The following is a 23,219-nucleotide window of genomic DNA, read 5'->3' as shown; positions in this document are numbered from 1 at the left end:
GCTTGTCCTAAGTTGACAATTTCATAGACAAAACTATACTTATATTGACAAAAATCAATATATTTTCAGGAAAAAATCAACTACTTGATATATAATACGGTGATATCAAGTATTAAATTGAGACTATTGCCGACGCGAAAACCAAGTAATGATGGTGGTAGTCTTTTTCAGAAACTTAATTGGAACACAATCGCGTTGGGCTACAGCGTGAAAGTCTACAGAGGGATAACCGCTCCCATGCTCCCGTTGAAGTAGAAAGTAAAGTCTAGCTTTGTCTAGGTTTTATATAGCAGCAATTGACAATTGACAATTAACAATGGACAATTACCCTTGAATGAAACAATTAGGGCTTGCTGAATAAATGTAAAACCCAGATATATCAAGGGTTACAGGTTGATAAAGAGGAAAAAAGTGCAAGGGTTTTGAAGGGTATACCTGAAAAACCGTGCATTTTGGGGATCGCAAACCCAAAAATTTGGGGATGACAGATAGCTGAAACTGTTCCCTGTTCCCTGTTCCCTGTCTTCACGGAAAGACTTTCTCAGCAACCCCCAATTATCAATTATCAATTATCAATTATCAATTCACCTGTTCGCACATTGCTAAACATTGATTCACAGCTAAACAAAACAGAAATTCGACGTAGTTTGCTAAGAAAACGTCAATCTATGACTGTTCAAGACTGGCAAAAAAAGAGCGATCGCATTTCTTCACAACTGCAAAATTCGCCTTTATTTAGCCAAGCAACTACTATCCTGGCCTATTTCAGCTTTCGTCAAGAACCTGATTTAAGTCCACTGTTTACCGACTCGCAGCGTCGTTGGGGTTTTCCCCGTTGTGTTGGTAAGTCTCTATCCTGGCATTTGTGGCAACCAGATGATATACTGCAAATCGGTAATTATGGCATTACTGAACCACACCCAGAAGCACCAACTATAGATCCTACAGAAGTCGATTTAATTCTTGTTCCTAGTGTAGCTTGCGATCGCCAAGGATACCGTTTAGGTTATGGTGGTGGATATTATGACCGTTTGTTGAGTTCTCCTGTTTGGTCTAAAATACCCACCATAGGCGTAGTTTTTGATTTTGCTTATTTCCATCAACTCCCTTTTGATAATTGGGATAAATGTTTACAAGGTATTATTACTGAATCACAAATTTGTATCCGATGAAATCGGAGCGGCGGGATTCGAACCCACGACCTCCACTACCCCAAAGTGGCGCGCTACCAAGCTGCGCTACGCCCCGTTAACTTAACTTTTAGATTCTTGATTTTAGATTTTGGATTAGGGATTTTTCCAAATTTGTAAATCTAGATTGTGAATCTAACTTTTATTAAGTCACTTTTCTAAATATATCAAAAGTCGAAGGAAAAAGCAAGGGTTTTTTCAAAAAACTTTCAGCATTGCCGCTGCTGCCACCAAACCAGGTACAGCATGAGCATCCCATTGTCCTTCTGCACATCGCCCGGTGTTGAGGATAAAGCGCAAACTATAGGAGTGGGGATAACCTTCTACCTCCATCCATAATAAATCACTTTCGGATTCACAGGCAATTTTTTCTTCATCCATTAATTCTGTCGCTAAATGCTTCATCGTATCTGCAAGCTTATTTAATAAGCGACAAAAATCATCTAATTCAACTTCGGTTAATTCAACCGCCCAATTATCTGTACCAACCAAGCCTTTAAATTCTTGTCCGCCTGGATTCCAACCTATACGCCAACCAGTTCCGCTTTTAATTACTTTTTCCATTAGTTATTAGTCATTAGGCATTGGGCATTGGTAACAACCTTCTCCCCCTGCTCCCTGCTCCCTGCTTTCTTCACTGTCACCTGTCAACTGTCACCTGTCACCTGATGATGGAGTATTAAAAATATTAACCAGGACTTGTACTAGCTTATTACGTTGGTTGCGGGTGAGTTTAGCTATAGCAGTGCGATCGCCCTCTAATGGATTTTGCTTTAAGGAATCATTACCCGGATAGGAAGCTTCATATATAACTTCATTTGCATTCAAATAGTCAGCTAAAGTTAGTTTCCAATCGAAACGATATATAGGCACTCTACCTTTTACATAAATGTGATAACGAATCAACCGACTAGCTAAGGTGTTATTTTCAGCCACCTTGCCAGTTTCTTTACTGATATATTGATTTTCTTTTGACAGGTCGGGTAATTGGTGATACACTAACTGCCAAATATCACTAGGGCTGATTCTCTGGGCTACAGCAGGTGAGATGCTCAGAAAATCGAAGTTTCCTGAACCGAAAATCAATAAACTCAGAGTTATTACTGTAATTATCAGTCCTGATTGAAACCGCAAAAATAAAAGTTTTTTCTTTTTCATTGATTGATTTTACGATAAAAAAACTGGGAATAGGGAACTAATGACCTATTCCCAGCATCATGTAAATTACAAATCGCCGATAATTTCCGGCTGAGTTAGTTCATCAGACATCTCAATAATGGCTCTAAGTACAGGTTTCATCATGCTATCTTCATTATTTTCAAAATCTTCGTAACGCCGACGCTTGGCACGATTAGCTACTTGCACAGTAATCCGATAGCGATTTGAAGCGGCGCTAATCAGATCCTCGGCACGGTGCATAATTTGAGATTGGGTTGTCTCGAACTTGGAACGCTTGAGCATAATTTGTGTTTGTTAGGATTCTCAACCAGTTTAGCAGTACCAAAAGAAACTGAGAAATTGGAATTGTATATATTATAAATAACACATAAATAACACATAAATAACACAAAATTTTTGATCTGTACTTATGTCTAAAAAGAATTTTATCACTTCCCAAAAATCTCTGTTACTCATACTCAGCGCGAGTCTGACTACTTTTTTGAGTTTATCCATCCGACCCTCACAAGCGGGAAATATACCGCGCCCTTCCGATGCACCACTAGAACTAAATTTATTGACTACTCCCCAAGGTTCTGTCATCACAGCTAACACTATTAACTCCAAAAGTTTAACCATCCCTAGTTTGTGGTGGGCTAAGGAAATCTCTGAAAATAAACTTTTAGATAACTGGATAGCATATCCAGCGTCTGAAAATGAATCAGCCCGTGTAGACTTGATCGTAAATCAGCAAATTTGGAGTTTATTAGATTATCTAGAACGCTACCGATTTGTGCATAGTCTGGGTAATTATACTCGTAACTTGGGTTATAACATCCGCGTTTTCAATTATCAAAAAGAAATGTTAGCAACTTACACCTGTAAACTGGATTTAAATCCAGACCTATGTAATATCCAAATGACCAATCAAAGTAAGTTTGGTTTACCAATTGAGAATTAAGAATTGATAATTATTGATAATTAAGTGTTGCTGAATAAATCTGAAAGTTTTATATGTAAAGGGTTTTAGCTATTTTGATTTTCAAAAAGTGCAAGCTTTTATGAGGTGGCAAATGAAAAACCTTGCACTTAATTCCTACTTAAAGAAAAAATCGTTTCTATCCAACTCTTGAAACTGTCACCTGTCTCCTGTCACCTGTCTCCTGTCACTGGTCGTTCACAGATAACTTTTTCAGCAAACCCTAAGTATTGAGCTTGTCCTAAGTTGACAATTTCATAGACAAAACTATACTTATATTGACAAAAATCAATATATTTTCCGGAAAAAATCAACTACTTGATATATAATACGGTGATATCAAGTATTGAATTGAGACTATTGCCGACGCGAAAACCAAGCAATGATGGTGGTAGTCTTTTTCAGAAACTTAATTGGAACACAATCGCGTTGGGCTATAGCGTGAAGGTCTACAGAGGGATAACCGCTCCCATGCTCCCGTTGAAGTAGAAAGTAAAGTCTAGCTTTGTCTAGGTTTTATATAGCAGAATAAACTCCTGCCAGTTTTCATCAACTCGGTGCTTATCCTTATCAACCCGCTCAGTTTGCGTCAGACCAACTAAGCCTTCCTGTTCGCATTGATTTACCCAGTTTTACTGCTGCTTCTTTGAGTCTTTGAGCATAGGTAGTGCGATCGCCTGCTTCTAATAAACTTTGAATAACCTCCATTTTTAGTTTCGCTGTTACAGCAGGGTTTCAATAGTTTTGATTTTTTGTGACAATATTCTGTTAAATTGTCAAATCATTTGTCCGCGTTGCCAAACTAACTAGACCACAGCGACAAAAGTTGCATCAATTCAGATGGGGTGATGGGGAGGAAAAGATTTTTCCCAGTCACCAGTCCCCAATCACCCATTTCCTAAAAACTGTTACAGTCTATAACGCGATCGCAACATAAGGTGGGTTACGGTGTTAGTATGCCCTAAAAACGTTGAGAGAAAACCTTAACCTTATGGCAACTCTAACTGGACAAACTCCCCTCTTCGGCGGTAGCACTGGCGGTCTACTCAAAAAAGCAGAAGTAGAAGAAAAGTACGCTATCACCTGGACTGCTAAAGAGGAAAAAGTGTTTGAAATGCCCACTGGTGGCGCGGCTACAATGCGTAAAGGCGAAAACTTGCTGTATTTGGCTCGCAAGGAGTATGGCATCGCTTTAGGCGCTCAACTTCGCAAATTCAAAATCACTGACTACAAAATTTACCGGATTTTACCAAGCGGTGAAACCACTTTCATTCACCCTGCTGATGGTGTCTTCCCTGAAAAGGTAAATGCTGGTCGTCAAATGGTGCGCCACGTACCCCGCAGAATTGGTGAAAACCCCAGTCCTGCACAACTCAAGTTCAGTGGTAAAGCTACCCACGACGCATAAGGTCTAGGTACTAGGTAAACGGTAATGGGTAATTGGTAATGGGAAAAACCTTTGCTAATTACCCATTATTCACGTCTATAATTCCTGTATTCTATAGCAGGAGTCAGGAGTCAAACCCTATTGGGGTGAGAGTTTCATGATTCATTGATATCCTAACTACTCTGTCTACGGTTATAAATCTGCTATATAAAACCTAGACAAAGCTAGACTTTACTTTCTACTTCAACGGGAGCATGGGAGCGGTTATCCCTCAGTAGACTTGCACGCTGTAGCCCAACGCGACTTTCTCAGGTTAAGATTTGGAAACAGACTATCACTATCAATGCTTGGTTTTCGCGTCGGTAATAGTCTGATTCAATACTTGATATCTGAGGATTATATATCAAGTTGGCATTTTTCTGAGCTAACTTATGTCCATTTTTGTCAACATAAGTATATTATTGTCTATAAAATGGTCAACTTAGGACAAGCTCTATATTCTTAATTTCTATATTCTGATAACATAACTTGGCGATCGCCATACTCATAAACTCCTATTTTCTTATTACTGTCACCTGTCACCTGTCACCTCTGCATTTATGATTTTCCCCGACTTCCAACAATTTACAAAGCTCGCTCAACAAGGTAATTTTGTCCCTGTTTATCAAGAATGGGTTGCTGATCTAGATACTCCGGTTTCCGCTTGGTACAAGGTTTGTGCAGATCAACCTTACAGCTTTTTGCTAGAGTCGGTGGAAGGTGGTGAAAAAGTAGGCAGATATAGTTTATTAGGTTGTGATCCGCTTTGGACTTTGGAAGCCAGAGGAGATCAAACTACTCAAACTTATAGAGATGGTTCACAACAAGTTTTTACAGGTGATCCGTTTAATGTGTTAGCGGAATGTTTAGCACCTTATCACCCCGTAAAATTACCACAGCTACCTTCAGGAATTGGCGGTTTATTTGGATTTTGGGGCTATGAGTTAATCAATTGGATTGAACCCCGTGTACCAATTCATGCCCAGGATGAGCGTAATCTCCCTGATGGGTTATGGATGCAAGTAGATCATTTATTGATATTTGATCAGGTAAAACGCAAAATTTGGGCGATCGCCTACGCTGATTTAAGGAATCATGAAAATTTAGAATCTGCATATCAAAAAGCGTGCGATCGCATTCAAGAAATGGTAGGTAAATTATCCTTACCCATATCACCAGAAAATACTAAATTACCTTGGACATCACCCCAAAATAAACCCAAAGCAGGAATAGAAGAATACACCAGCAATTTCACTAAAAAAGAATTTTGCGCCAGTGTAGAAAAAGCCAAGGAATATATTAAAGCCGGCGATATTTTTCAAGTTGTGATTTCTCAAAGATTATCCACAGAATATCAAGGCAATCCTTTTGCTTTATATCGTTCCCTACGCCAAATTAACCCCTCACCTTACATGGCGTTTTTCAACTTCCAAAACTGGCAAATTATCGGTTCTAGTCCTGAAGTAATGGTGAAAGCAGAACGAGACGAAGAAGGGGGAATAATTGCCACAGTTCGACCCATTGCCGGCACAAGACCGAGAGGAAAAACCACAAAAGAAGATGAAACTTTAGCAGCAGATTTATTACAAGATCCTAAAGAAGTTGCTGAACATATCATGTTAGTAGATTTAGGAAGAAATGATTTAGGAAGAGTCTGTGAAAATGGTACAGTTAAAGTAGATCAATTAATGGTAATTGAACTTTACTCTCATGTCATGCACATAGTGAGTAATGTAGTTGGTAAATTATCAGAAAATAAGACAGCATGGGATTTATTAAAAGCGTGTTTTCCTGCGGGAACAGTAAGCGGTGCGCCGAAAATTCGCGCAATGGAAATAATTAACGAACTAGAACCAACCCGCAGAGGAGTATATTCTGGGGTGTATGGATATTATGACTTTGAAGGACAATTAAATAGTGCGATCGCCATTAGAACAATGGTATTAAATAATCAAATTGTTACTGTTCAAGCTGGTGCAGGTTTAGTAGCAGACTCCGAACCAGAAAAAGAATATGAGGAAACATTAAATAAAGCGAGAGGTTTATTAGAAGCAATTAGATGTTTAAGATAAATTTTGTTGGTTCAAAACTAGGCACTCATAACAACAAACAATGCACACAGATACAATCTTCTACCAAATATTTCTCACCTTTCACACCTTATTATTTGAAATACTGGGAGAACCAACAGAAAACGCCCAAGATTATCAATTCACCTCTGTAGAAGTGAAAGAAAAAGCATTTAGATTTGATGGGATTTTCATGACAGAGAATGTAGAAAAACCCATCTATTTTGTGGAAGTGCAATTTCACCCGAAACCTGATTTTTACTGGGAATTAATAGCAGAAATAAACATTTATCTCAATCAATTTAAACCTGTACAAGATTGGCAAGCAATAGCGTTATTTGCAAAACGCAGTTTAGACGTAGGAGAACTAACAACTTATCAACAAGAATTAATTAACAGTGGGAGAATTAAAAGAATTTATTTAGATGAATTACCACCAGGTTCAATTGGAATGGGGTTAATAGAGTTAATTGTGAGTAAAGAAGCACAAGCACCAGAATTAGTGAAAAACCTCATGGAAAGAACCAAAACAGAAATTGAGGATGACAACGAAAAACAAGGTATAATAGAATTATTAGAGACTGTTTTATTGTCAAAGTTTTCACAATTAAGCCGTCAGGAGATAGAAGCAATGTTTTTAGTCAGTGATATTAAGCAAACAAGGGTATATCAAGAAGCAAAGCAAGAAGGTAAACAGGAAGGTAGACAAGAAGGTAGACAGGAAGGTAGAAAAGATGAAGCAATTAACTTACTATTAAAAATAGTATCGAAGCGGTTTGGAAAATTGAGTGCTAATGATGTTCAAAATATCAATAGTTTGAACATAGAACAATTAGAAAAACTAGGAGAAGCATTCTTAGATTTTACAGATATTCATGATTTGGAAATATGGTTACAGTCTGAGATAGATCAGTAATAAATTGTCAGCTAATATTCTATACCGTTCAAGTTGTTGCAGGTTTAGTACCAGACTCCGAACCAGAAAAAGAATATGAGGAGACATTACATAAAAGTCAAAATTGGAGCTAAACTGATGATACAAGCTATTAGTAGACCTTCAACATTGCTGGGTAAAATTAAAGTTGAAAAAGTAGATCAATTCAACTTATTTAAATTTAGTGATGAACTCCAGAACCGAATGGAAGAACTTTTAGACAGGAAAAAAGCTGACTTGTTGACTTCAGAAGAAGTTATAGAACTAGAAGCTATGGTCGAGTTAGACCGAATTTTTACTAACATTAATGCGATGTTAGTAGCTCAAGTATGACTATTGATGATAGTACCAGGGAATTAGTGCGTAAACGAGCAAAATATTTGTGTGAGTTGTTAGGGGATGCTTGAATCCCCCTAAATCCCTACTTTTTATAAGCATTCATCCAATGCAGTAACAAACCTAAACCCCAACCCAAAAGCGGGAAAATAGCCCAAAAATAACCAGAACCAGTGAACAAATTTAACAAAATCAAAAACCCGTTAACAATCAAAAAAACCATGAAATGTGATTTAAACTCTTGCTGTTTTTGATGATTAGACATTTCTTCTTTTTTCACTTCCACTTGTTTTTTTAACCATTCATTTTCCGCAGCAATGAGAGATTCCGAAGAAACCCCTAACTCTGAAGCGATTTCTATTATTTGTTCTCGCGTAAATTCTCCCTGTTGCTTACGTTTAAAAGCAACTTCTAAAATTTGCTGCATTTCCTCTGAATTGTAAGTCATTACCAATACCTAAAAGGGTAAAAAATACTTTTGAGATTTATTTGACATTTACATCTGAAGTGGTAGAAATACAACCTTAAAAAATATTTGACGTTGTTTTTAAAAACAATTTCGTTACATATTCTATCTTTTACATATTAGTTAATACAGTATTTTTAAAGACAGTTTTCTTAATATTGGGAAGGTTTTCTGATAACGAACCGCAGAGGACGCAGAGTTTTTTTAATTTTTAATTTTTAATTCTTCATTCTCACCCATCCTAAACGGTGAGAAATATCTGTAACATTAATGACGGAAGCAACTAATTTATAACAGTATTGTAACTCACTAGGATAATAAGGTTGAAACGGTTCACTTAAACTAATGGTTAATCTAAATTTATCCGGTTCAAAATTTACTAAATCCAATTTTTTAATCACATCCTCACAGGAATATATTCCCTCTTCTAAAACATTCAGTTTCTCTATCCACACCGGATCGGTAATAGGTAAATCATAGAAGTTTTCACATAAAGAAAACAAACATCTAAAAACTTTCTTATTTTGATGATTATATCTAATTTCCCATTCTAACACCTCTGGATTAATCATAGCTAAGGAAGATTTGAGAGGTGTATTTTGTAAATCTTCATAACCTATTTGTTTATCAAAATTACCTAATAATTTCGGTTCTGAAGAACTACGTTTAATTTCTGGTTTAATTAAATTTTTAACTTGTTCTAAACTCGCTTTCCCTAAAATCTGCCATTTATAACTATAATGAATTAGATAATTTTCAGGATGATGATATTGCGGTTCATGTCTAATAAACGGAATTCTAATAATATCAAATAATTCCGGTTCTTGACCATCTCTAGTTGTGTAATGTTCTGGATATAAAGTACCATTTCTGCGATTAGAAATAGGCCGCAACCATCCAGAACCATCGGTTTTTATCCCCGCAATACATATCCCACCATGTTTAGTAGATTTTGCTAAACAGATAATATCAAATGTCAACATCTTATATTCTCACTTGCACCTTACTTGTTGCAGTAATAGTAAAATGAGAAGATTTGAAAAATGAACAGTAAAACTACTTAACGCTTAAACAAAACCTAAATATATCCATGTCTGGGAATATACTCAAAGATGATGAATTTTGATACTTTTATCTAACTTACTATCTAACTTACCTTGCAAATATTCAGCTACTAACCGCCGATGACAGTTATGGGGTTTAAGTTCACTACACAACAAACAACTTTTATCTATCATATCTATAGATAATTTCTTTTCAATTTGTCTCTGTGAAATCAAAAGATTGAATTTTTCCTCATAGACATCCCAAGTTATTTGCTTTTTTTTATAAGCATCTAAAATATCTTGAGTAGGTGCTAAATCAAGAATATGCACATATTCAATATCTGCAATTTTACGCAGAAAATATTCTAAATCTTGCTTTTTTGCAAATCCCGCAAGTTGAGAAACATTATTTAATCTGGTATCAATCACTCGTTTAACACCAGATTTTATCAAAGTCTCAAAAAATTGTTCCGCTTTTTTTTGAGTAAAACCAATGGTAAATAAATTAACTTCTTGATTTTCCTTATTCATGGTCATCCTTATTTTCAGTATATGCGACTTTTTCACCTTGTAATTGATATGCTTTTTCTACTAACTCCGCACGGGTAAAAGTTTTTTCTATAGTTTGGGTAGACTGCATATCAAATAAAGAAAGTTGTTTTGCAGAACTTTGATTTTCTGGAAGCAACTTATATAAATCGTGTAGTTTTAAAACTCGATTTTCTAAATCTTCATTAGCTTCTAAATCTCCATTTTTATGAATATGGTAAATATCCAAACCTGCATTTTTTAAATGAGGAGAAATCAAAATTGCCCGATGACAAACAATAGGATCTTGTTCTGCACACATTAAACTAATTTGAAACTTCTGTGAACCTTGAATTAAACGATTTAACCCAATTTTAAACGCTTCCGTTGCAGCAATTAAATCATATCTGGCCATCCCATCAACATAACAACTTCTATCACTAGGACGCGCACCCAAATTATCACCCAAAGGAACATAAGCGATATTTACAGTTTTCAATGCTGCTTTTAAATTTGATTGATTAAACTGAGGAAATCTGCGACTATAGGGACTAGAACGGACATCAGCTAAAGCGGTAACATCGTGTTTTTGTAACAGTTCAATAAAAGATTCTATGGTGTGGTTGGAATGTCCAATAGTAAAAGTTTTCATAAAGGTTTTATTAAAATCTTGATCAATTATTATATCATAATATTTGTCAAATATAGTAAAAAATATCTGCGTCTATCTGCGTTCATCTGCGTTAAATTACCATTAGTAGAATTTGTCTGAATCAGGATATCCAGGATTTGAGGATTTACAGGATATACTCCATCTATATACACACTATAAGGCCATACTACTTCTGCGCCATCAAGTTGAAATGCACGTAATACTAAATATTCTAGTGCTTTACCTGCATCCCAAAAGTTTGAGGTCTTTTTTTATTTAATTTCTGACCATAATTTGATTAAATTATCCCAGTTATAGCTGGTAATTTCTGCTTGATATTCTGCTTCTGTGGTCATGATTTCATTTTAGGTTTTTAGATTTTTATATATTACTATTATGTATTGTTTGTGATTGTTGTTGGGTTTGCTTGCGTCAACCCAACCTACTACTACTAAATTACAAAAACCTAATTACCCAGTAATTCTTGTCTACGTCGCTCCTGTTCCTGCTGCTGAACTCTTGCGCGTGTTTCCCGATATTGTTTTACTGCTGCTTTAGATTCCTCATTTATTAATGCTCTTAATTGATGAGATTTATTATCATCTCCTAAAAGAGAAATTACTTCTCTTCTTTGTGATTTATCAAGTTTCATAAACCATTCCATAAAAGCTTTTAAAATTAATTCTCCTGAACCTGATACTTCGTCATGAGCTACAACACAAGTAGGACAAATATATACCAAGTAATCTAGTTTAGAATAATAATGTCCTCCTTTAAACACATCTCTCACTTTTCCATTTCCAATCCAATCTCTAACTTTACTACATTCTTTACTAGAAGCATTCTGACTAACAAGACAGTCTAATAATTGAGGATTACCAACATAATGATAATTATTTATATTATACTGTTCTACCAGACGAGCAACAACTATAGAACTACGATATCCAGGAAGTATTTCTCCCTGGGAATTAAGCCAAGGAAATCGAGATAATACAAATAAATGATGATAGCTGAATGCAATACATTTTTCTACATCCTTAATAGTGGGATTATCATAATTTAATAAAATTTGTTGATAGTATGTTTCAGAACCAACACTATTACGACAGTTTTCTGCTAATCTAGTTAATATTTTTATATTAACCTGTGCATCACTTCTCATGCACGTTAATAACAGAGCCGAGCTAGTTACAAATAAAGCAATTAAACTTTTAGCTGTAAATTTCATCATCTATTGGCTTCCAAAGTGAGAACAAGAACTTATAATATCACACAAATTGTAAACATAGCTACGATTATTTATGAGGAAGTCTCTTAAACTAAATCCTACTTCATCTGTTATAGGTAATAAATGGATAGTATCATCTTCTTCTATTGCTAAACGCCTAATAACAGGTTGAATATTTTGCTCTATTGTTACTTCAAATAGAGAATATCCAAGTCCGTGTTTTTTCATTAGTATACCTTCCATTTGATAGAATGCTTCTTCTCTTAATTGAAACAAAAGTTGCTGATTACCAAAAACTCTAGAAGGTTTTTCATTATTAAAAACTGAACTAATAGTGGGAAAAGTTCTTCCATCCCATTCTAAAAATCCTAATAACATAAGATTTTTATTTGTATTTCCTGGAATTTTTGCAATAATCTCAAGAGATGGTAAGTAACGAATACCCCTACCAAAATAGTTATATAGTCCATACAATATATCAGATCCGGAATAAACTTTTAAAGTTATAGTAGATTCTATGCTTATAGATTCTACTTTTTGTAAAAAGTATTTAGTCCCTATTTGCCACAAAATTTTACCATATAGAAAATCATGTAATTTTCTAAAATTCGATTCCCATATAGGTTTAATTCTTGGGGTTATAACTGATATAAAATTCATATAATTGCTAACATTGAAACCCAGAATTTTTTCGAGTATTTCCTGATCGCTTATTAACGAATTGACATATTTATTATTTGTCCTGATTTCACTAATGTGCCAACCATTAGAGATCATATTTTGGAGTTTTACAGATGTACTTAATTCTGTATCATCGATCCAACTTCTTAACCTATTAGTAATTTCAAATAATGCTTCTTCTTCTAGTTCAGGTTGTGGATCGGTATCATCAAAATGATCAATACCATCACAACGGATATTCATATTTTTTTGAATTTTCTTTTTTTCTGATGTTGTAAATACATCAAACACTAAGTATATCACATGAGGGTATATTACTCCTTGGTAATTTCCTTTATAATTAACTATCAAAATATAATAATTTATTATTTCTAGTTCCATTAAAATATCTACTAGCTTTTGTATTACTATATCTCTCTTACTAACTGTTCTAAACCAAAAAATCTTGTGTAGTGGGAAGATCAATTTCTCCTCTCCCTCTAAAGTTAAATTTACATCTTTTTTACCTATAGGTATCCCTTGTTCATCAAGGATAAGTTGATAACCATCTATTTGATAATCAACTATTCTGGAAAATTCTGAAAATGGCACAAGTAATTCATGCCATTCAGTTGAAAGTAAAATACATCTACACTTATTAGCAGCCAGACCATATTCGTGTTTAAATAAAGCTATGTACTTTTGAAGTTCATGTAGAGCTTCCCTAGCGATTTTGTCACTTTTTTTAATTTCAATAATGACAAACATTCCAAATTGATCTTTTGCCAAAATGTCTATACGACCACCAGCACCAAGGTTATTTTTAAGACTAAATTCCTTCTCAATAAATTTTAGATCAGGCTCGATCATATCTAAATTATTGATCAAAAAGTCACGAATACCTGCTTCATTTACCATGATTATCTACTCACTTTTGATTTAATTAAGTACCATGTTTACTAAAAAATCATAACTGAGAATTTTCTCAATCCTGTAAATCCTAAAATCATGGACATCCTGATTCAGACAAAATGTTAAATTGTTGGCTTTCCCTGCGTCAACCCAACCTACATCTAACAGTTATAATCAAAAAAGTAAATTGATAGCTTCTTAAATCATTATGGAAAACATTACCATTCAAGTTGACCCAGAAATTGCCAAAGCGTACCGGGAAGCAGAAGCAGAAAAACAGCAAAAAATCCAAATGTTTTTGAAAACCATGCTGCAAAAAGCAGTCAGTGAAAAACCACTCTTAGACATCATGGAAGCAGCAAGTCAACAAGCAATTGCTAATGGAATCACCCCAGAAATTTTAGAGTCAATTCTCAATGATGAAAACTAACCGATTCGTAATAGATACGAATGTAATTATCAGTGCATTAATTCAAATCTTGCAAATCCTGATTCAAACAAGTTGATAAAATCAATAATCAACTTTACAAAATTACAGGAATACGCTCATCACCTTTTTCCAAAACCAGACGAAAACCACAAGATTGAACTATTTGTAAAAACTTACTAAAGTTAATATCATTTTGCTTTCCAGAACAAATATCTTGAATAACAGCAGGAGAAAGATTAACTTCCTTAGCTAATTGTTCAACAGAAATATAATCATTTTCCATGATAGAAATTAACAATTCTGATAACAAAAACTCCTGATATCCTGATGCAAACTTAGCTTGAAAATCATTATCTTGCATCATTCTATCAAAAGTTGATAACTGTTCATTCTTCTTCATAATATCTTCCTTCCTCATGACGTTGAATAAAATCATTCATATATTTGATAGCTTTTTCTTTCTGATTATTTGGTAATTTTTGTGTTTTTTTCTGAAAAGCATTAGTGACAATAATTTTTTTACCTGTAAAAAAGAAACATAAAAATCTATCTGGTTGTGGTTTAAAAGCGTAAATTTTATCTCCTTCATTGCGAAATTGTTCTTTATTACTTATTTTCCCAAAATCACCAATTCGTTTGACTAAAAATAAAAATTTTAATTGTTGTTGTTCGGATATTTGATTAAAATACTCCAGAGCTTCACTTTCACCATTTTCATCAAAATACCACTCTAATTGAAAAACTAAACCAACATAAATTATATATTCTTTACTCATGATAATAGCATATTTATTTACAAATTAATCAAAGTAACTTAAATAGCATTTGATCAAACCAAACATCCTGTTCGCGCAGCGTGGCGTTAGCCATAAATCCTTAAATCCTGGACATCCTGATTCTTACAAATTGATAAAATCAATAATCAGATAACGTGCGATCGCCCCTCAATCAATATTCATAAACCAGCATCTTTTTTACTGAGCATCATTATAAATAACCTGAGTAAAATTATACTAAACCTAACCTATCTAAACAAGTATTTGTTAAGTGTATTTACATTGAACAGGATAATTTTGATAACATATTTTTCCCACCCGCTCAAATCACAACTTTCTTAAATCCTGTAAATCCTTAAATCCTGGAAATCCTGATTCAGACAATCTGCGTTTATCTGCGTTTATCTGCGTTCTTATCCTGTAAATCCTGATTCAGACAATAATTTTGATTTGTAATAATTAGTGACATACTCCACACACTCCCCTTCGGATGAGTGTGGGCTTCTCAGCGACTCTTCTATGAAGACATTGACTGAGCTTTAAGACCGTGTGTCCCACGGTTCTTGATATTTATAGCGGCATTTAGATCCCTGCACAAACTCGCATGACAGACAGGGCAATTGTGCATTCTTTGGGATAATGGCTTTTTAACTTTGTGGCCACAACTAGAGCATTCTTGGCTTGTACCGTTTGGATTTACAGGTACTACTTTCAAGCCAGCATTTTCGGCTTTGTTTGAAAGTATGGTGATGAACTGTCCCCAACCAGCATCGTTAATACTTTTTGCCAGCCATGTTCTAGCGAGTCCTTTTATATTCAACTTTTCAACAGCAACTACATCGTACTTTTTGAGTAGATTATTTGCTGTTTTAAAGTGAAAATCTTTGCGGGTATCTGATACTTTCTTGTGTTGAATACCCAGTTTTTTAATCGCTTTTTTACGACGATTAGACCCTTTTTTTCTACGAGAAACACGACGTTGTGCTGATTTTAATTTACGTTCCGCTTTTCGTAAATATTTAGGTGCTGCAATTCTTTGATTATCAGAGGTGACAATAAAATCAATTAACCCTACATCAATACCAACAATATTATTAGCATTAAAATTAGGTTTAATGGTTGGAACTGTTTTGTCGTCAAGGCTTAGAGTTACATAATACCCGTCTGCTTTTTTAGTGACAGACACAGTTTTAATATCAAAACCATCGGGTATTGGACGATGAACAATTACTTGAATATCACCTATTTTTGATAGCGTAATCTTGTTGCCATTAAAATGATGTCGCTGGAATTGAGGAAACGTAAATGTTTTGTATTGACCTTTGCCTTTAAATCTAGGTTTACCAGATTTTTTACCATTAACATCACCTTTTAACCATCGGTCAAAAGCTAGTTCAACCTTTTTTGGCACTTCCTGTAGCACTTGAGAATGAATATCTTTGTACCAAGGACGGTCTTTTTTAAGTTGGGTTAATGATGCTTTTTGGCTGTAATAATTCGGTTTATCCTTGAGTTCTGGTAAATGGCAAACAAAGATAGAGCATCTATCAATAGGAGAACGGTTTTGTTCATACCAATTAAACCGTTGAGCCAGCAAATAATTGTATTGATATCGCAACATTTCTAGCGTTTCATCAATCTTTTCTGCTTGTTCTTTTGTAGGTTTAATTTTGTATTGATAGGATATCCGCACCTGATTATTGCCTTTTTCTGACTTTGGTGTCACTATTTTAGTATACACCAATTATGAGAGATATGGCAAGAGGCTTATGAAAAATGATTTTGTATCGAAGGGAAGGTCGGTCAGTGATTTAAAAGTACATCTAGTTTTAACGACAAAATATAGACGTAAAGCCTTTACTGGAGAGATGTTACAGCGACTGCACGTCATATTAGAAGAACTATTAGTTAAATGGGATTGCAAACTTGTGGAGTTTAACGGAGAAGAAGATTATATCCATTGCTTGTTCCAATACCACCCGGACTTAGAATTAAGCAAATTGATAAATAATCTTAAATCAGTTTCTTCTAGGAAATTACGCCAAGAATTTTCAGAACATTTAGCCAAAATTTACTGGAAAGATATTTTTTGGAACGGGTCTTATTTTGTTGCTAGTTGTGGCGGGGTAACTATCTCAACCTTACGAAAATATATTGAAAATCAAAATTCACCGGAAGAATAAGAGAGTGTTCGTTTCCTCCATGTTCCCTTCTCTCGTGCTACGCACATTAGTCAGGGAACTGTCGTCAACTCACGCGCCATTCATCCCACGCTCCTAAGAGTGAGACGTGGGGCTTCTGTCGGGAAAGCTAAAATATTACTTTACATGGCCGCTAAATCTCAGCAATCAGACAAAAAAAGCGGGCTAACCGCTAATGCTTGGTTAACCCGTTCAGCTTTGGGAACGCGCAGAGAAATTCTTATTGCAACACCAACTTAACGTTAGCGTTTTGCAGGCCGCGCTGTTTTACTTCAGCCAAAGTTTTGTTAACGGCGTATTTTTGGTTAATGGAGTTGATCAACTCGGTTTGGTTGTGCTTCTTAGCAACGCCCCACAAATCAGCGATTAAATCAAAAGAACCATCGCTATTGCGAGACCAACCTAAATCGTACTCGCCTTCCAAAACAGCAACGATGTCGGAACGAACACGCTGACCGTTATAACCACGAACATCAGCTTCAGTCTTTACGCTAATACCTAAGTCGCGCAAAGAAGCTTTGAGGATTTCGGCATCGGTGATCTTGGTACGCAGAGTGCTAAAGTGAGACATTTGGGTTTCCTCCAATGAGAAGATTGATGAGAAAAACGACAACGGTTTCTTTATTCAGCGAAGCCGCATTAATTTGGGATTAATTGGGACGCGGCTTTTTTTCGTAACCTGTTAGCTTTGTGGGCTAACCTTTCCCCTCTGGCATACAGAGGAAAGCTTTTAGAACTCCATCCGCTGATATTCAGCGACAGAGGAAGCTGCTGGTCTAGCTCGCTGTCTGGCCCAGTCTCTTAAAGCTGTGACCTGTTCTTGCATCGTTCTTGACAGCGGCAAAGTTGCCTTGAGCGCAGCAATAATATCTAATTGGGTGAACTCCCGATCTTGGGCAAAAGCTTCATACATCGCCGCAATGATCGCCTGTTCTATTTCTGCCCCTGAAAAACCATCGGACATTTTTGCTAGTTGTTCTAAATCAAATCTAGCAATATCTTCCCGTCTTTTAGTCAGGTGAATGTTGAAGATATCCTGACGTTCTTCTGGTGTGGGCAGATCCACAAAGAAAATTTCATCAAAGCGACCTTTTCTTAAAAACTCACCTGGTAAACGTTCTACCCGGTTCGCAGTCGCCATTACAAATACTGGAGATTTCTTTTCCTGCATCCAGGTGAGGAAAGAACCAAAAATCCTGCTTGATGTCCCCCCATCAGAATCACCAGAACCAGCACTACCCGCAAAAGATTTATCCAACTCGTCGATAAAAAGAATCGTTGGGGAAATTGATTCTGCTGTTTTCAGGGCATTTCGTAGATTTGCTTCACTCCGACCCACCATTGAGCCATCGTAAACTCGCCCCATATCTAAACGCAAGATTGGTAAACCCCACAAACGGGAGGTAGTCTTGGCTATCAGTGACTTTCCACAACCAGGAACACCTAAAATTAACATCCCTTTCGGTTGCGGCAAACCATACTCTCTAGCTCTTTCTGTGAAAGCGTTGGAGCGTTGTTTGAGCCACTTTTTCAACTCCTCTAAACCGCCTACAGCTTCAATAGTTTCATCTTCTTCGATGTACTCTAAAATACCGTTACGGCGTATGAGTTGTTTCTTTTCTGATAAAACTATATCAACTTCATCTTCCGTCAACCGCCCCGTTGTTACCTGAGCCTTACGATATACTTTCTCAGTTTCATCTTTAGTTAGACCTAAAGCTGCTCTCAGAAGTTTTTCTCTAGCCTCGGTAGTCAACCGTCGTCCACGATGCTGCTCTTGATGTTGAGTTAAAACTTTATTCAACTCAGACATATCCGGCAGTTGGAAGTCAATAACAACAACTTCTTTTTCTAGTTCTATTGGTACTTGTTGCACTGGAGACATCAAAATGATGTTCTTTTGCATTCCTTTAAAACTAGCGATCGCATCCCGAAGCGATCTAGTTGTTGCCGGAGCATCAATAAAAGGATGTAAATCTTTAAGAATAAATATACCGGGTTCTTTCTGTCTAATGATCCACTCAATCGCCGCCTCTGGAGAAACGGTATTGTGTTGAGTTGTACTCCGGGGTTGACCGTATTCCACAATGCCGTGAGTTACTGTCCAAACATAAACTCGACGTTGAGGCTTTAACAATTGAGAAATTGTGTAGATTGCTTGCTCTGCCCGTTCTTCCTCGGAGGTCACAAGGTAGATTAAAGGGTATTGAGCTTGAATGAGTATGTTTAGCTCTTCTTTCATATCTATCGACCTACTTGAGACCTTATAGAGACAGTACAATCATCGCCGTTGGTCAGAACAACCAAATCTATTATTAATTCATCCATTCATAATTCCTAACTAGCAAGGGACTAATTCTTCCTCACCCTTGGGATGGGTTTCATCTTCTTCCATTTCCTCAATGGATATATGTTCTTGACCAATTAGTCCTGGCTGATTACCCAAAGCTACTAATTCCCCGTTACGTAAAACAAGTGAACTTTCACAAGCGGGACAGGAATAAACCCTGTGAGTTCTGCCGTAAGAAGACTCTTCCAATTCTTCAACCAATTCTGAGTTAGTCAGGTAGAAACTGAGCGCTCGTTCTGCAAGGTCAGACATGGGTTCTGAGTCTACTGCGGAACGAATTTTTAATCTTCTGTGCAATTCCGGCGATAAATATAACGTAACCTTCTGCTTAGTTTGCATACGACTTTCTAGTGGTCTTACCCGGGTATGTATCTTACGTTATCGGTTCTTTTATTTCTTGTCAACCCATTCAGACGTTTTGATGGCATTTTTGTAATATTTCTTAACATTAGGGTGACTGGTGACTGGGGAAGATTAATAACCCAATGCCCAATGCCCAATAATTAATAACTAATGACTAATGCCCAATGACTAATAAATAGTAATTTATGTCACAATAAACCTAAGAAATAAAACGGTGTAAAAATAGAGTCGATTTAGCCGAATGTATGAGAATAAAGGCTAATCAGACTTGAGCTAAAGTCAATAGGGGTAAAGGGTGTGATTATGTCTACTGCTGCCGTCGAAACTTGTAATTTGAGGCGAGTCATCGGTTTACTAGTCTCCAGTGTTAGCACGGCTATACTTTGTGGGAGTTGCAGTGCTAATGGCTTTTGGACATCTGAACAGAAGTGGGAAACATACCAAAATCTCCGTTATGGGTTTGAATTTCCCTATCCGAGTAACTGGACTGCCATTACATCAGACAACAACGATGGAGTAATATTTGTTTCATCACAAAGCCAAGATACAAAAATTCGCGCTTGGGCGAGTAATGATTTACCAAAGTTACAAAACCCAGAAACATCAAAACAGATAGACCAAAACTTTAAAACGGATCAGGGTATATCTGGGGTACTAGTGGTAGAAGTTGGTCAACAAGTCAGTTCAATGAAACTAATTATCAATCAAGAACAAGTCAACTATCACTGGCAAGGACAAACGAGTAGTAAAGAGTTTAAAGATTACTACCGCTTGTTTTACTACATTGCCAAACAGTACAGAATTAAGTAATTGCTGATTGGTGATTGGTGATTGGGAAAAATAAAATTGATTACCCAGTCCCCAGTCCCCAGTCCCCTTAATCAAGAATTAATGAACTAGAGGGGACAGAAACCTGGTAGATTTAGCTATCAGCGAGTAAAAACTGGTAAAGATGAAAGTCCTGGTTATTGGTGGCGATGGGTATTGCGGTTGGGCAACCGCACTTTACCTTTCTAATCGAGGTTATGAAGTTGGAATTCTAGACAGTTTGGTGCGACGACACTGGGATAATGAACTCGGTGTTGAGACTCTAACCCCAATTGCACCAATTCAGCAGCGTCTTCAACGATGGAAAGATTTGACTGGTAAATCTATCGACCTATTTATCGGCGATATTACCAATTACAGTTTTCTGCACAAAGCTTTGCATCAATTTCAACCAGAAGCCATAGTGCATTTTGGTGAACAGCGTTCAGCGCCATTTTCGATGATCGACCGTGAACACGCGGTACTCACTCAGGTGAATAACGTGGTGGGTACCCTGAACCTGCTGTACATCATGAGAGAAGATTTCCCAGATTGTCATTTGGTGAAATTGGGAACAATGGGTGAATATGGGACACCCAATATTGATATTGAAGAAGGCTATATCACCATTGAACACAACGGACGTAAGGATACATTGCCCTATCCTAAACAGCCCGGTTCAATGTATCATTTGAGCAAAGTTCACGATAGCCATAATATCCACTTTGCTTGTCGGATATGGGGTTTACGAGCCACAGACCTGAATCAAGGCATTGTTTATGGCGTTCTGACCGAAGAAACTGGTATGGACGAACTTTTGATCAACCGCCTTGATTATGATGGTGTGTTTGGTACGGCGTTAAACCGTTTCTGTATTCAAGCTGCAATAGGTCATCCTTTGACTGTTTACGGTAAAGGTGGACAAACTCGCGGTTTCTTGGATATTCGGGATACAGTGCGCTGTATTGAACTGGCGATCGCCAACCCAGCCCAACCCGGAGAATTTCGCGTATTTAACCAATTCACTGAATTATTCAGCGTCGGTGATTTGGCCATGATGGTGAAAAAAGCCGGTAACGCAATGGGGCTAAATGTGGATATCAACAACATTGACAACCCCAGAATTGAAAAAGAAGAACATTACTTCAACGCTAAAAACACCAAATTGCTGGATTTAGGCTTGCAACCTCATTATCTCTCTGATTCTTTACTTGATTCACTGTTAAACTTTGCGGTCAAGTATCAGAAACGAGTTGATAATAATCAAATTCTGCCTAAAGTCACTTGGCACAGATAATTAGGTGACAGGTGACAGGTGATAGAGAGCAGGGGAAGCAGGGGAAGCAGGGGAAGCAGGGGAAGCAGGGGGAGAAAATTAAAAGGCAAAAGTTACAATTTTCATTTCTCCTGCCTCCTGCACCCTGCCTTCTGCCTCCTGCCTTCTGCCTCCTGACTCCTTGTTCGCGAAGCGTGGCGAAGCCATTCTGCTGACTCCTTGATCTCCTGACTCCTTGATCTCCTTTCTTATGAAAATTGCCCTATTCACAGAAACTTTTTTACCCAAGGTTGATGGTATTGTCACCCGTCTTCGTCACACCGTTGATCATCTGCAACGGGACGGAAATCAAGTTATGGTATTTTGCCCAGAAGGTGGCATCACAGAACACAAAGGAGCGAAAGTTTACGGTGTGACGGGGTTTCCACTGCCTTTGTATCCAGAGTTAAAATTAGCACTGCCTCGTCCTGCTATCGGTCACGCTTTAGAACAGTTTCAGCCAGATATTATTCATGTTGTTAATCCCGCAGTTCTGGGATTATCAGGTATTTTTTATAGTAAAGTTCTGAAAATTCCCCTGTTGGCTTCTTACCATACCCATTTACCTCAATACCTGGAACATTACGGATTAGGAATGTTAGAAGGTTTACTCTGGGAATTACTTAAAGGCGCTCATAATCAAGCTGCATTAAATTTGTGTACATCTACTGCAATGATCGAGGAACTGGCAGCACATGGCATAGAAAGATTAGATTTGTGGCAACGAGGAGTAGATACAGAATTATTTCATCCTGATTTAGCAAGTGTGGAAATGCGATCGCACTTATCCCAAGGTCATCCAGAAAGCCCTTTATTGTTGTATGTAGGTCGTCTTTCGGCAGAAAAAGAAATTGAACGCATTAAACCCATTTTAGCAGCCATCCCTGATGCCAGATTAGCTTTAGTTGGAGATGGTCCAAATCGGCAAAATTTAGAGAAACACTTTGCAGGTACAAATACCCATTTTGTCGGTTATTTAATGGGTAAAGAATTAGGTTCAGCCTTTGCTAGTGCAGATGTATTTATTTTTCCCTCTCGGACAGAGACACTAGGATTGGTATTATTAGAAGCAATGGCCGCTGGATGTCCAGTAGTCGCAGCCCGTTCTGGTGGTATTCCTGATATTGTTACAGATGGTGTAAATGGTTATCTTTTTGACCCCAAAGCCGATATTCAACAGGCTATTGATGTTACTATAAAGTTGTTAAAACAAAGACAAGAAATAGCTATGATCCGTCAAAATGCCCGCAATGAAGCTGAAAAATGGGGTTGGACTGCTGCTACACGACAATTACAAGATTATTACAGAAAGGTGATTGGTGATGCAATTTTGGATTTTGGATTTTAGATTTTAGATGAAAAAATTTGCTACAAGCCTCGTCCTTCAGGA

Annotated in this window: 28 protein-coding genes and 1 tRNA gene; 12 read left to right on the top strand and 17 right to left on the bottom strand. The window is 36.8% G+C overall.

Going from position 1 to position 23,219, the window contains the following annotated elements; translation table 11 throughout:
* Positions 1-599: 599 nt before the first annotated feature.
* On the top strand, positions 600-1,172 hold the full coding sequence (locus IQ237_RS01935; protein ID WP_194051704.1) for a 5-formyltetrahydrofolate cyclo-ligase: 573 nt from the start codon (positions 600-602) through the stop codon (positions 1,170-1,172).
* Positions 1,173-1,174: 2 nt separating this feature from the next.
* Here the strand turns inward: IQ237_RS01935 and IQ237_RS01930 are convergent.
* The 4 genes from IQ237_RS01930 to IQ237_RS01915 form a co-directional block, all read right to left on the bottom strand.
* A tRNA-Pro gene (locus IQ237_RS01930) sits at positions 1,175-1,248 on the bottom strand.
* A gap of 140 nt (positions 1,249-1,388) precedes the next feature.
* Entirely contained in the window at positions 1,389-1,754 is a 366-nt protein-coding gene (locus IQ237_RS01925) for a DUF1818 family protein (RefSeq protein WP_194051702.1), read from the bottom strand.
* 90 nt (positions 1,755-1,844) lie between these two features.
* Positions 1,845-2,348: a hypothetical protein gene (locus tag IQ237_RS01920; protein WP_194051700.1), complete on the bottom strand. Its 504-nt coding sequence runs from the start codon at positions 2,346-2,348 to the stop codon at positions 1,845-1,847.
* A gap of 66 nt (positions 2,349-2,414) precedes the next feature.
* On the bottom strand, positions 2,415-2,651 hold the full coding sequence (locus IQ237_RS01915) for a DNA-directed RNA polymerase subunit omega (protein ID WP_096570468.1): 237 nt from the start codon (positions 2,649-2,651) through the stop codon (positions 2,415-2,417).
* Positions 2,652-2,778: 127 nt separating this feature from the next.
* On the opposite strand from IQ237_RS01915, the gene IQ237_RS01910 reads away from it, so the two are divergent.
* Positions 2,779-3,309, top strand: a complete 531-nt coding sequence (locus tag IQ237_RS01910) for a hypothetical protein (RefSeq protein ID WP_194051698.1) — start codon at positions 2,779-2,781, stop codon at positions 3,307-3,309.
* Between the two features lie 597 nt (positions 3,310-3,906).
* On the opposite strand, the gene IQ237_RS26600 is transcribed toward IQ237_RS01910, so the two are convergent.
* Positions 3,907-4,035, bottom strand: coding sequence for a hypothetical protein (locus IQ237_RS26600; protein WP_255512612.1), 129 nt, complete (start codon positions 4,033-4,035; stop codon positions 3,907-3,909).
* Positions 4,036-4,318: 283 nt separating this feature from the next.
* Between IQ237_RS26600 and IQ237_RS01905 the strand changes: the two genes are divergently transcribed.
* The 4 genes from IQ237_RS01905 to IQ237_RS01885 all read left to right on the top strand — a co-directional run bounded on the left by IQ237_RS01905 (position 4,319) and on the right by IQ237_RS01885 (position 8,089).
* Positions 4,319-4,735, top strand: a complete 417-nt coding sequence (locus tag IQ237_RS01905; protein ID WP_194051696.1) for a photosystem I reaction center subunit II PsaD — start codon at positions 4,319-4,321, stop codon at positions 4,733-4,735.
* Positions 4,736-5,313: 578 nt separating this feature from the next.
* Positions 5,314-6,825, top strand: a complete 1,512-nt coding sequence (trpE, locus tag IQ237_RS01900) for an anthranilate synthase component I (protein WP_194051694.1) — start codon at positions 5,314-5,316, stop codon at positions 6,823-6,825.
* 40 nt (positions 6,826-6,865) lie between these two features.
* The gene (locus IQ237_RS01895) at positions 6,866-7,738 is read left to right on the top strand and encodes an Rpn family recombination-promoting nuclease/putative transposase (RefSeq protein WP_194051693.1); all 873 of its coding nucleotides are present in this window, start codon (positions 6,866-6,868) and stop codon (positions 7,736-7,738) included.
* Positions 7,739-7,855: 117 nt separating this feature from the next.
* Entirely contained in the window at positions 7,856-8,089 is a 234-nt protein-coding gene (locus tag IQ237_RS01885) for a hypothetical protein (protein WP_194051691.1), read from the top strand.
* Positions 8,090-8,177: 88 nt separating this feature from the next.
* Here the strand turns inward: IQ237_RS01885 and IQ237_RS01880 are convergent, their stop codons facing one another.
* The 6 genes from IQ237_RS01880 to IQ237_RS01855 all read right to left on the bottom strand — a co-directional run bounded on the left by IQ237_RS01880 (position 8,178) and on the right by IQ237_RS01855 (position 13,593).
* Positions 8,178-8,540: a 2TM domain-containing protein gene (locus IQ237_RS01880; protein ID WP_194051689.1), complete on the bottom strand. Its 363-nt coding sequence runs from the start codon at positions 8,538-8,540 to the stop codon at positions 8,178-8,180.
* A gap of 236 nt (positions 8,541-8,776) precedes the next feature.
* On the bottom strand, positions 8,777-9,541 hold the full coding sequence (locus tag IQ237_RS01875; RefSeq protein ID WP_194051687.1) for a hypothetical protein: 765 nt from the start codon (positions 9,539-9,541) through the stop codon (positions 8,777-8,779).
* A 123-nt stretch (positions 9,542-9,664) separates the two neighbouring features.
* Positions 9,665-10,135 (bottom strand): DUF488 family protein, encoded by a 471-nt coding sequence (locus tag IQ237_RS01870; protein WP_194051685.1) that lies wholly within the window; start codon positions 10,133-10,135, stop codon positions 9,665-9,667.
* On the bottom strand, positions 10,128-10,784 hold the full coding sequence (locus IQ237_RS01865; protein WP_194051683.1) for a DUF488 family protein: 657 nt from the start codon (positions 10,782-10,784) through the stop codon (positions 10,128-10,130). The genes IQ237_RS01870 and IQ237_RS01865 overlap by 8 nt, the downstream gene beginning before the upstream one ends.
* Positions 10,785-11,250: 466 nt before the next feature.
* Positions 11,251-12,018 (bottom strand): hypothetical protein, encoded by a 768-nt coding sequence (locus IQ237_RS01860; RefSeq protein ID WP_194051681.1) that lies wholly within the window; start codon positions 12,016-12,018, stop codon positions 11,251-11,253.
* Positions 12,019-13,593: an endonuclease NucS domain-containing protein gene (locus tag IQ237_RS01855; RefSeq protein WP_194051679.1), complete on the bottom strand. Its 1,575-nt coding sequence runs from the start codon at positions 13,591-13,593 to the stop codon at positions 12,019-12,021.
* A gap of 202 nt (positions 13,594-13,795) precedes the next feature.
* On the opposite strand from IQ237_RS01855, the gene IQ237_RS01850 reads away from it, so the two are divergent.
* Entirely contained in the window at positions 13,796-14,017 is a 222-nt protein-coding gene (locus IQ237_RS01850) for a hypothetical protein (protein WP_194051677.1), read from the top strand.
* A gap of 94 nt (positions 14,018-14,111) precedes the next feature.
* Here the strand turns inward: IQ237_RS01850 and IQ237_RS01845 are convergent, their stop codons facing one another.
* From IQ237_RS01845 to IQ237_RS01835, 3 genes are all read right to left on the bottom strand, one after another.
* Positions 14,112-14,417, bottom strand: a complete 306-nt coding sequence (locus tag IQ237_RS01845; protein WP_194051675.1) for a helix-turn-helix domain-containing protein — start codon at positions 14,415-14,417, stop codon at positions 14,112-14,114.
* Positions 14,404-14,793: a type II toxin-antitoxin system RelE/ParE family toxin gene (locus IQ237_RS01840; RefSeq protein WP_194051673.1), complete on the bottom strand. Its 390-nt coding sequence runs from the start codon at positions 14,791-14,793 to the stop codon at positions 14,404-14,406. The genes IQ237_RS01845 and IQ237_RS01840 overlap by 14 nt, the downstream gene beginning before the upstream one ends.
* Positions 14,794-15,310: 517 nt before the next feature.
* Entirely contained in the window at positions 15,311-16,486 is a 1,176-nt protein-coding gene (locus IQ237_RS01835; RefSeq protein ID WP_194051861.1) for an RNA-guided endonuclease TnpB family protein, read from the bottom strand.
* A 76-nt stretch (positions 16,487-16,562) separates the two neighbouring features.
* Between IQ237_RS01835 and tnpA the strand changes: the two genes are divergently transcribed.
* Entirely contained in the window at positions 16,563-16,976 is a 414-nt protein-coding gene (gene tnpA / locus IQ237_RS01830) for an IS200/IS605 family transposase (protein ID WP_194051671.1), read from the top strand.
* Between the two features lie 99 nt (positions 16,977-17,075).
* Positions 17,076-17,234 carry a hypothetical protein gene (locus tag IQ237_RS01825; protein WP_194051669.1) on the top strand — a complete coding sequence of 53 codons (159 nt, stop codon included), beginning with the start codon at positions 17,076-17,078 and terminating at the stop codon, positions 17,232-17,234.
* On the opposite strand, the gene IQ237_RS01820 is transcribed toward IQ237_RS01825, so the two are convergent.
* The 3 genes from IQ237_RS01820 to IQ237_RS01810 all read right to left on the bottom strand — a co-directional run bounded on the left by IQ237_RS01820 (position 17,215) and on the right by IQ237_RS01810 (position 19,683).
* A complete protein-coding gene (locus IQ237_RS01820) occupies positions 17,215-17,565 on the bottom strand; it encodes a DUF1257 domain-containing protein (RefSeq protein WP_015136553.1) in 351 nt (116 codons plus the stop codon). The two genes, IQ237_RS01825 and IQ237_RS01820, sit on opposite strands and share 20 nt — an antisense overlap.
* A 159-nt stretch (positions 17,566-17,724) precedes the next feature.
* Positions 17,725-19,236 carry an AAA family ATPase gene (locus IQ237_RS01815; protein ID WP_194051667.1) on the bottom strand — a complete coding sequence of 504 codons (1,512 nt, stop codon included), beginning with the start codon at positions 19,234-19,236 and terminating at the stop codon, positions 17,725-17,727.
* Positions 19,237-19,335: 99 nt separating this feature from the next.
* The gene (locus tag IQ237_RS01810; RefSeq protein WP_194051665.1) at positions 19,336-19,683 is read right to left on the bottom strand and encodes a hypothetical protein; all 348 of its coding nucleotides are present in this window, start codon (positions 19,681-19,683) and stop codon (positions 19,336-19,338) included.
* Between the two features lie 327 nt (positions 19,684-20,010).
* Between IQ237_RS01810 and IQ237_RS01805 the strand changes: the two genes are divergently transcribed.
* The 3 genes from IQ237_RS01805 to IQ237_RS01795 all read left to right on the top strand — a co-directional run bounded on the left by IQ237_RS01805 (position 20,011) and on the right by IQ237_RS01795 (position 23,177).
* Positions 20,011-20,517, top strand: coding sequence for a hypothetical protein (locus IQ237_RS01805; RefSeq protein WP_194051663.1), 507 nt, complete (start codon positions 20,011-20,013; stop codon positions 20,515-20,517).
* 142 nt (positions 20,518-20,659) lie between these two features.
* Positions 20,660-21,811 (top strand): NAD-dependent epimerase/dehydratase family protein, encoded by a 1,152-nt coding sequence (locus tag IQ237_RS01800; RefSeq protein WP_194051661.1) that lies wholly within the window; start codon positions 20,660-20,662, stop codon positions 21,809-21,811.
* 229 nt (positions 21,812-22,040) lie between these two features.
* A complete protein-coding gene (locus tag IQ237_RS01795; protein WP_194051659.1) occupies positions 22,041-23,177 on the top strand; it encodes a glycosyltransferase family 1 protein in 1,137 nt (378 codons plus the stop codon).
* Positions 23,178-23,219 lie beyond the last annotated feature (42 nt).

Source organism: Sphaerospermopsis sp. LEGE 08334 (assembly GCF_015207205.1).
Classification (GTDB): domain Bacteria; phylum Cyanobacteriota; class Cyanobacteriia; order Cyanobacteriales; family Nostocaceae; genus Sphaerospermopsis.
The sequence above is the reverse complement of the archived record's forward strand: the minus strand, read 5'-3'. Positions and strand labels throughout refer to the sequence as shown.

Excerpts from the sequence above, each read along its gene's own strand:
- IQ237_RS01800 (WP_194051661.1), top strand. The coding sequence starts at position 20,660 with ATGAAAGTCCTGGTTATTGGTGGCGATGGGTATTGCGGTTGGGCAACC.
- IQ237_RS01860 (WP_194051681.1), bottom strand. The coding sequence starts at position 12,018 with ATGATGAAATTTACAGCTAAAAGTTTAATTGCTTTATTTGTAACTAGC.
- IQ237_RS01815 (WP_194051667.1), bottom strand. The coding sequence starts at position 19,236 with ATGAAAGAAGAGCTAAACATACTCATTCAAGCTCAATACCCTTTAATC.
- IQ237_RS01795 (WP_194051659.1), top strand. The coding sequence starts at position 22,041 with ATGAAAATTGCCCTATTCACAGAAACTTTTTTACCCAAGGTTGATGGT.
- IQ237_RS01865 (WP_194051683.1), bottom strand. The coding sequence starts at position 10,784 with ATGAAAACTTTTACTATTGGACATTCCAACCACACCATAGAATCTTTT.
- IQ237_RS01925 (WP_194051702.1), bottom strand. The coding sequence starts at position 1,754 with ATGGAAAAAGTAATTAAAAGCGGAACTGGTTGGCGTATAGGTTGGAAT.
- IQ237_RS01870 (WP_194051685.1), bottom strand. The coding sequence starts at position 10,135 with ATGAATAAGGAAAATCAAGAAGTTAATTTATTTACCATTGGTTTTACT.
- IQ237_RS01885 (WP_194051691.1), top strand. The coding sequence starts at position 7,856 with ATGATACAAGCTATTAGTAGACCTTCAACATTGCTGGGTAAAATTAAA.
- trpE (WP_194051694.1), top strand. The coding sequence starts at position 5,314 with ATGATTTTCCCCGACTTCCAACAATTTACAAAGCTCGCTCAACAAGGT.
- tnpA (WP_194051671.1), top strand. The coding sequence starts at position 16,563 with ATGAAAAATGATTTTGTATCGAAGGGAAGGTCGGTCAGTGATTTAAAA.
- IQ237_RS01920 (WP_194051700.1), bottom strand. The coding sequence starts at position 2,348 with ATGAAAAAGAAAAAACTTTTATTTTTGCGGTTTCAATCAGGACTGATA.
- IQ237_RS01875 (WP_194051687.1), bottom strand. The coding sequence starts at position 9,541 with ATGTTGACATTTGATATTATCTGTTTAGCAAAATCTACTAAACATGGT.
- IQ237_RS01840 (WP_194051673.1), bottom strand. The coding sequence starts at position 14,793 with ATGAGTAAAGAATATATAATTTATGTTGGTTTAGTTTTTCAATTAGAG.
- IQ237_RS26600 (WP_255512612.1), bottom strand. The coding sequence starts at position 4,035 with ATGGAGGTTATTCAAAGTTTATTAGAAGCAGGCGATCGCACTACCTAT.
- IQ237_RS01810 (WP_194051665.1), bottom strand. The coding sequence starts at position 19,683 with ATGCAAACTAAGCAGAAGGTTACGTTATATTTATCGCCGGAATTGCAC.
- IQ237_RS01915 (WP_096570468.1), bottom strand. The coding sequence starts at position 2,651 with ATGCTCAAGCGTTCCAAGTTCGAGACAACCCAATCTCAAATTATGCAC.
- IQ237_RS01855 (WP_194051679.1), bottom strand. The coding sequence starts at position 13,593 with ATGGTAAATGAAGCAGGTATTCGTGACTTTTTGATCAATAATTTAGAT.
- IQ237_RS01850 (WP_194051677.1), top strand. The coding sequence starts at position 13,796 with ATGGAAAACATTACCATTCAAGTTGACCCAGAAATTGCCAAAGCGTAC.
- IQ237_RS01845 (WP_194051675.1), bottom strand. The coding sequence starts at position 14,417 with ATGAAGAAGAATGAACAGTTATCAACTTTTGATAGAATGATGCAAGAT.
- IQ237_RS01805 (WP_194051663.1), top strand. The coding sequence starts at position 20,011 with ATGTCTACTGCTGCCGTCGAAACTTGTAATTTGAGGCGAGTCATCGGT.
- IQ237_RS01880 (WP_194051689.1), bottom strand. The coding sequence starts at position 8,540 with ATGACTTACAATTCAGAGGAAATGCAGCAAATTTTAGAAGTTGCTTTT.
- IQ237_RS01905 (WP_194051696.1), top strand. The coding sequence starts at position 4,319 with ATGGCAACTCTAACTGGACAAACTCCCCTCTTCGGCGGTAGCACTGGC.
- IQ237_RS01910 (WP_194051698.1), top strand. The coding sequence starts at position 2,779 with ATGTCTAAAAAGAATTTTATCACTTCCCAAAAATCTCTGTTACTCATA.
- IQ237_RS01895 (WP_194051693.1), top strand. The coding sequence starts at position 6,866 with ATGCACACAGATACAATCTTCTACCAAATATTTCTCACCTTTCACACC.
- IQ237_RS01820 (WP_015136553.1), bottom strand. The coding sequence starts at position 17,565 with ATGTCTCACTTTAGCACTCTGCGTACCAAGATCACCGATGCCGAAATC.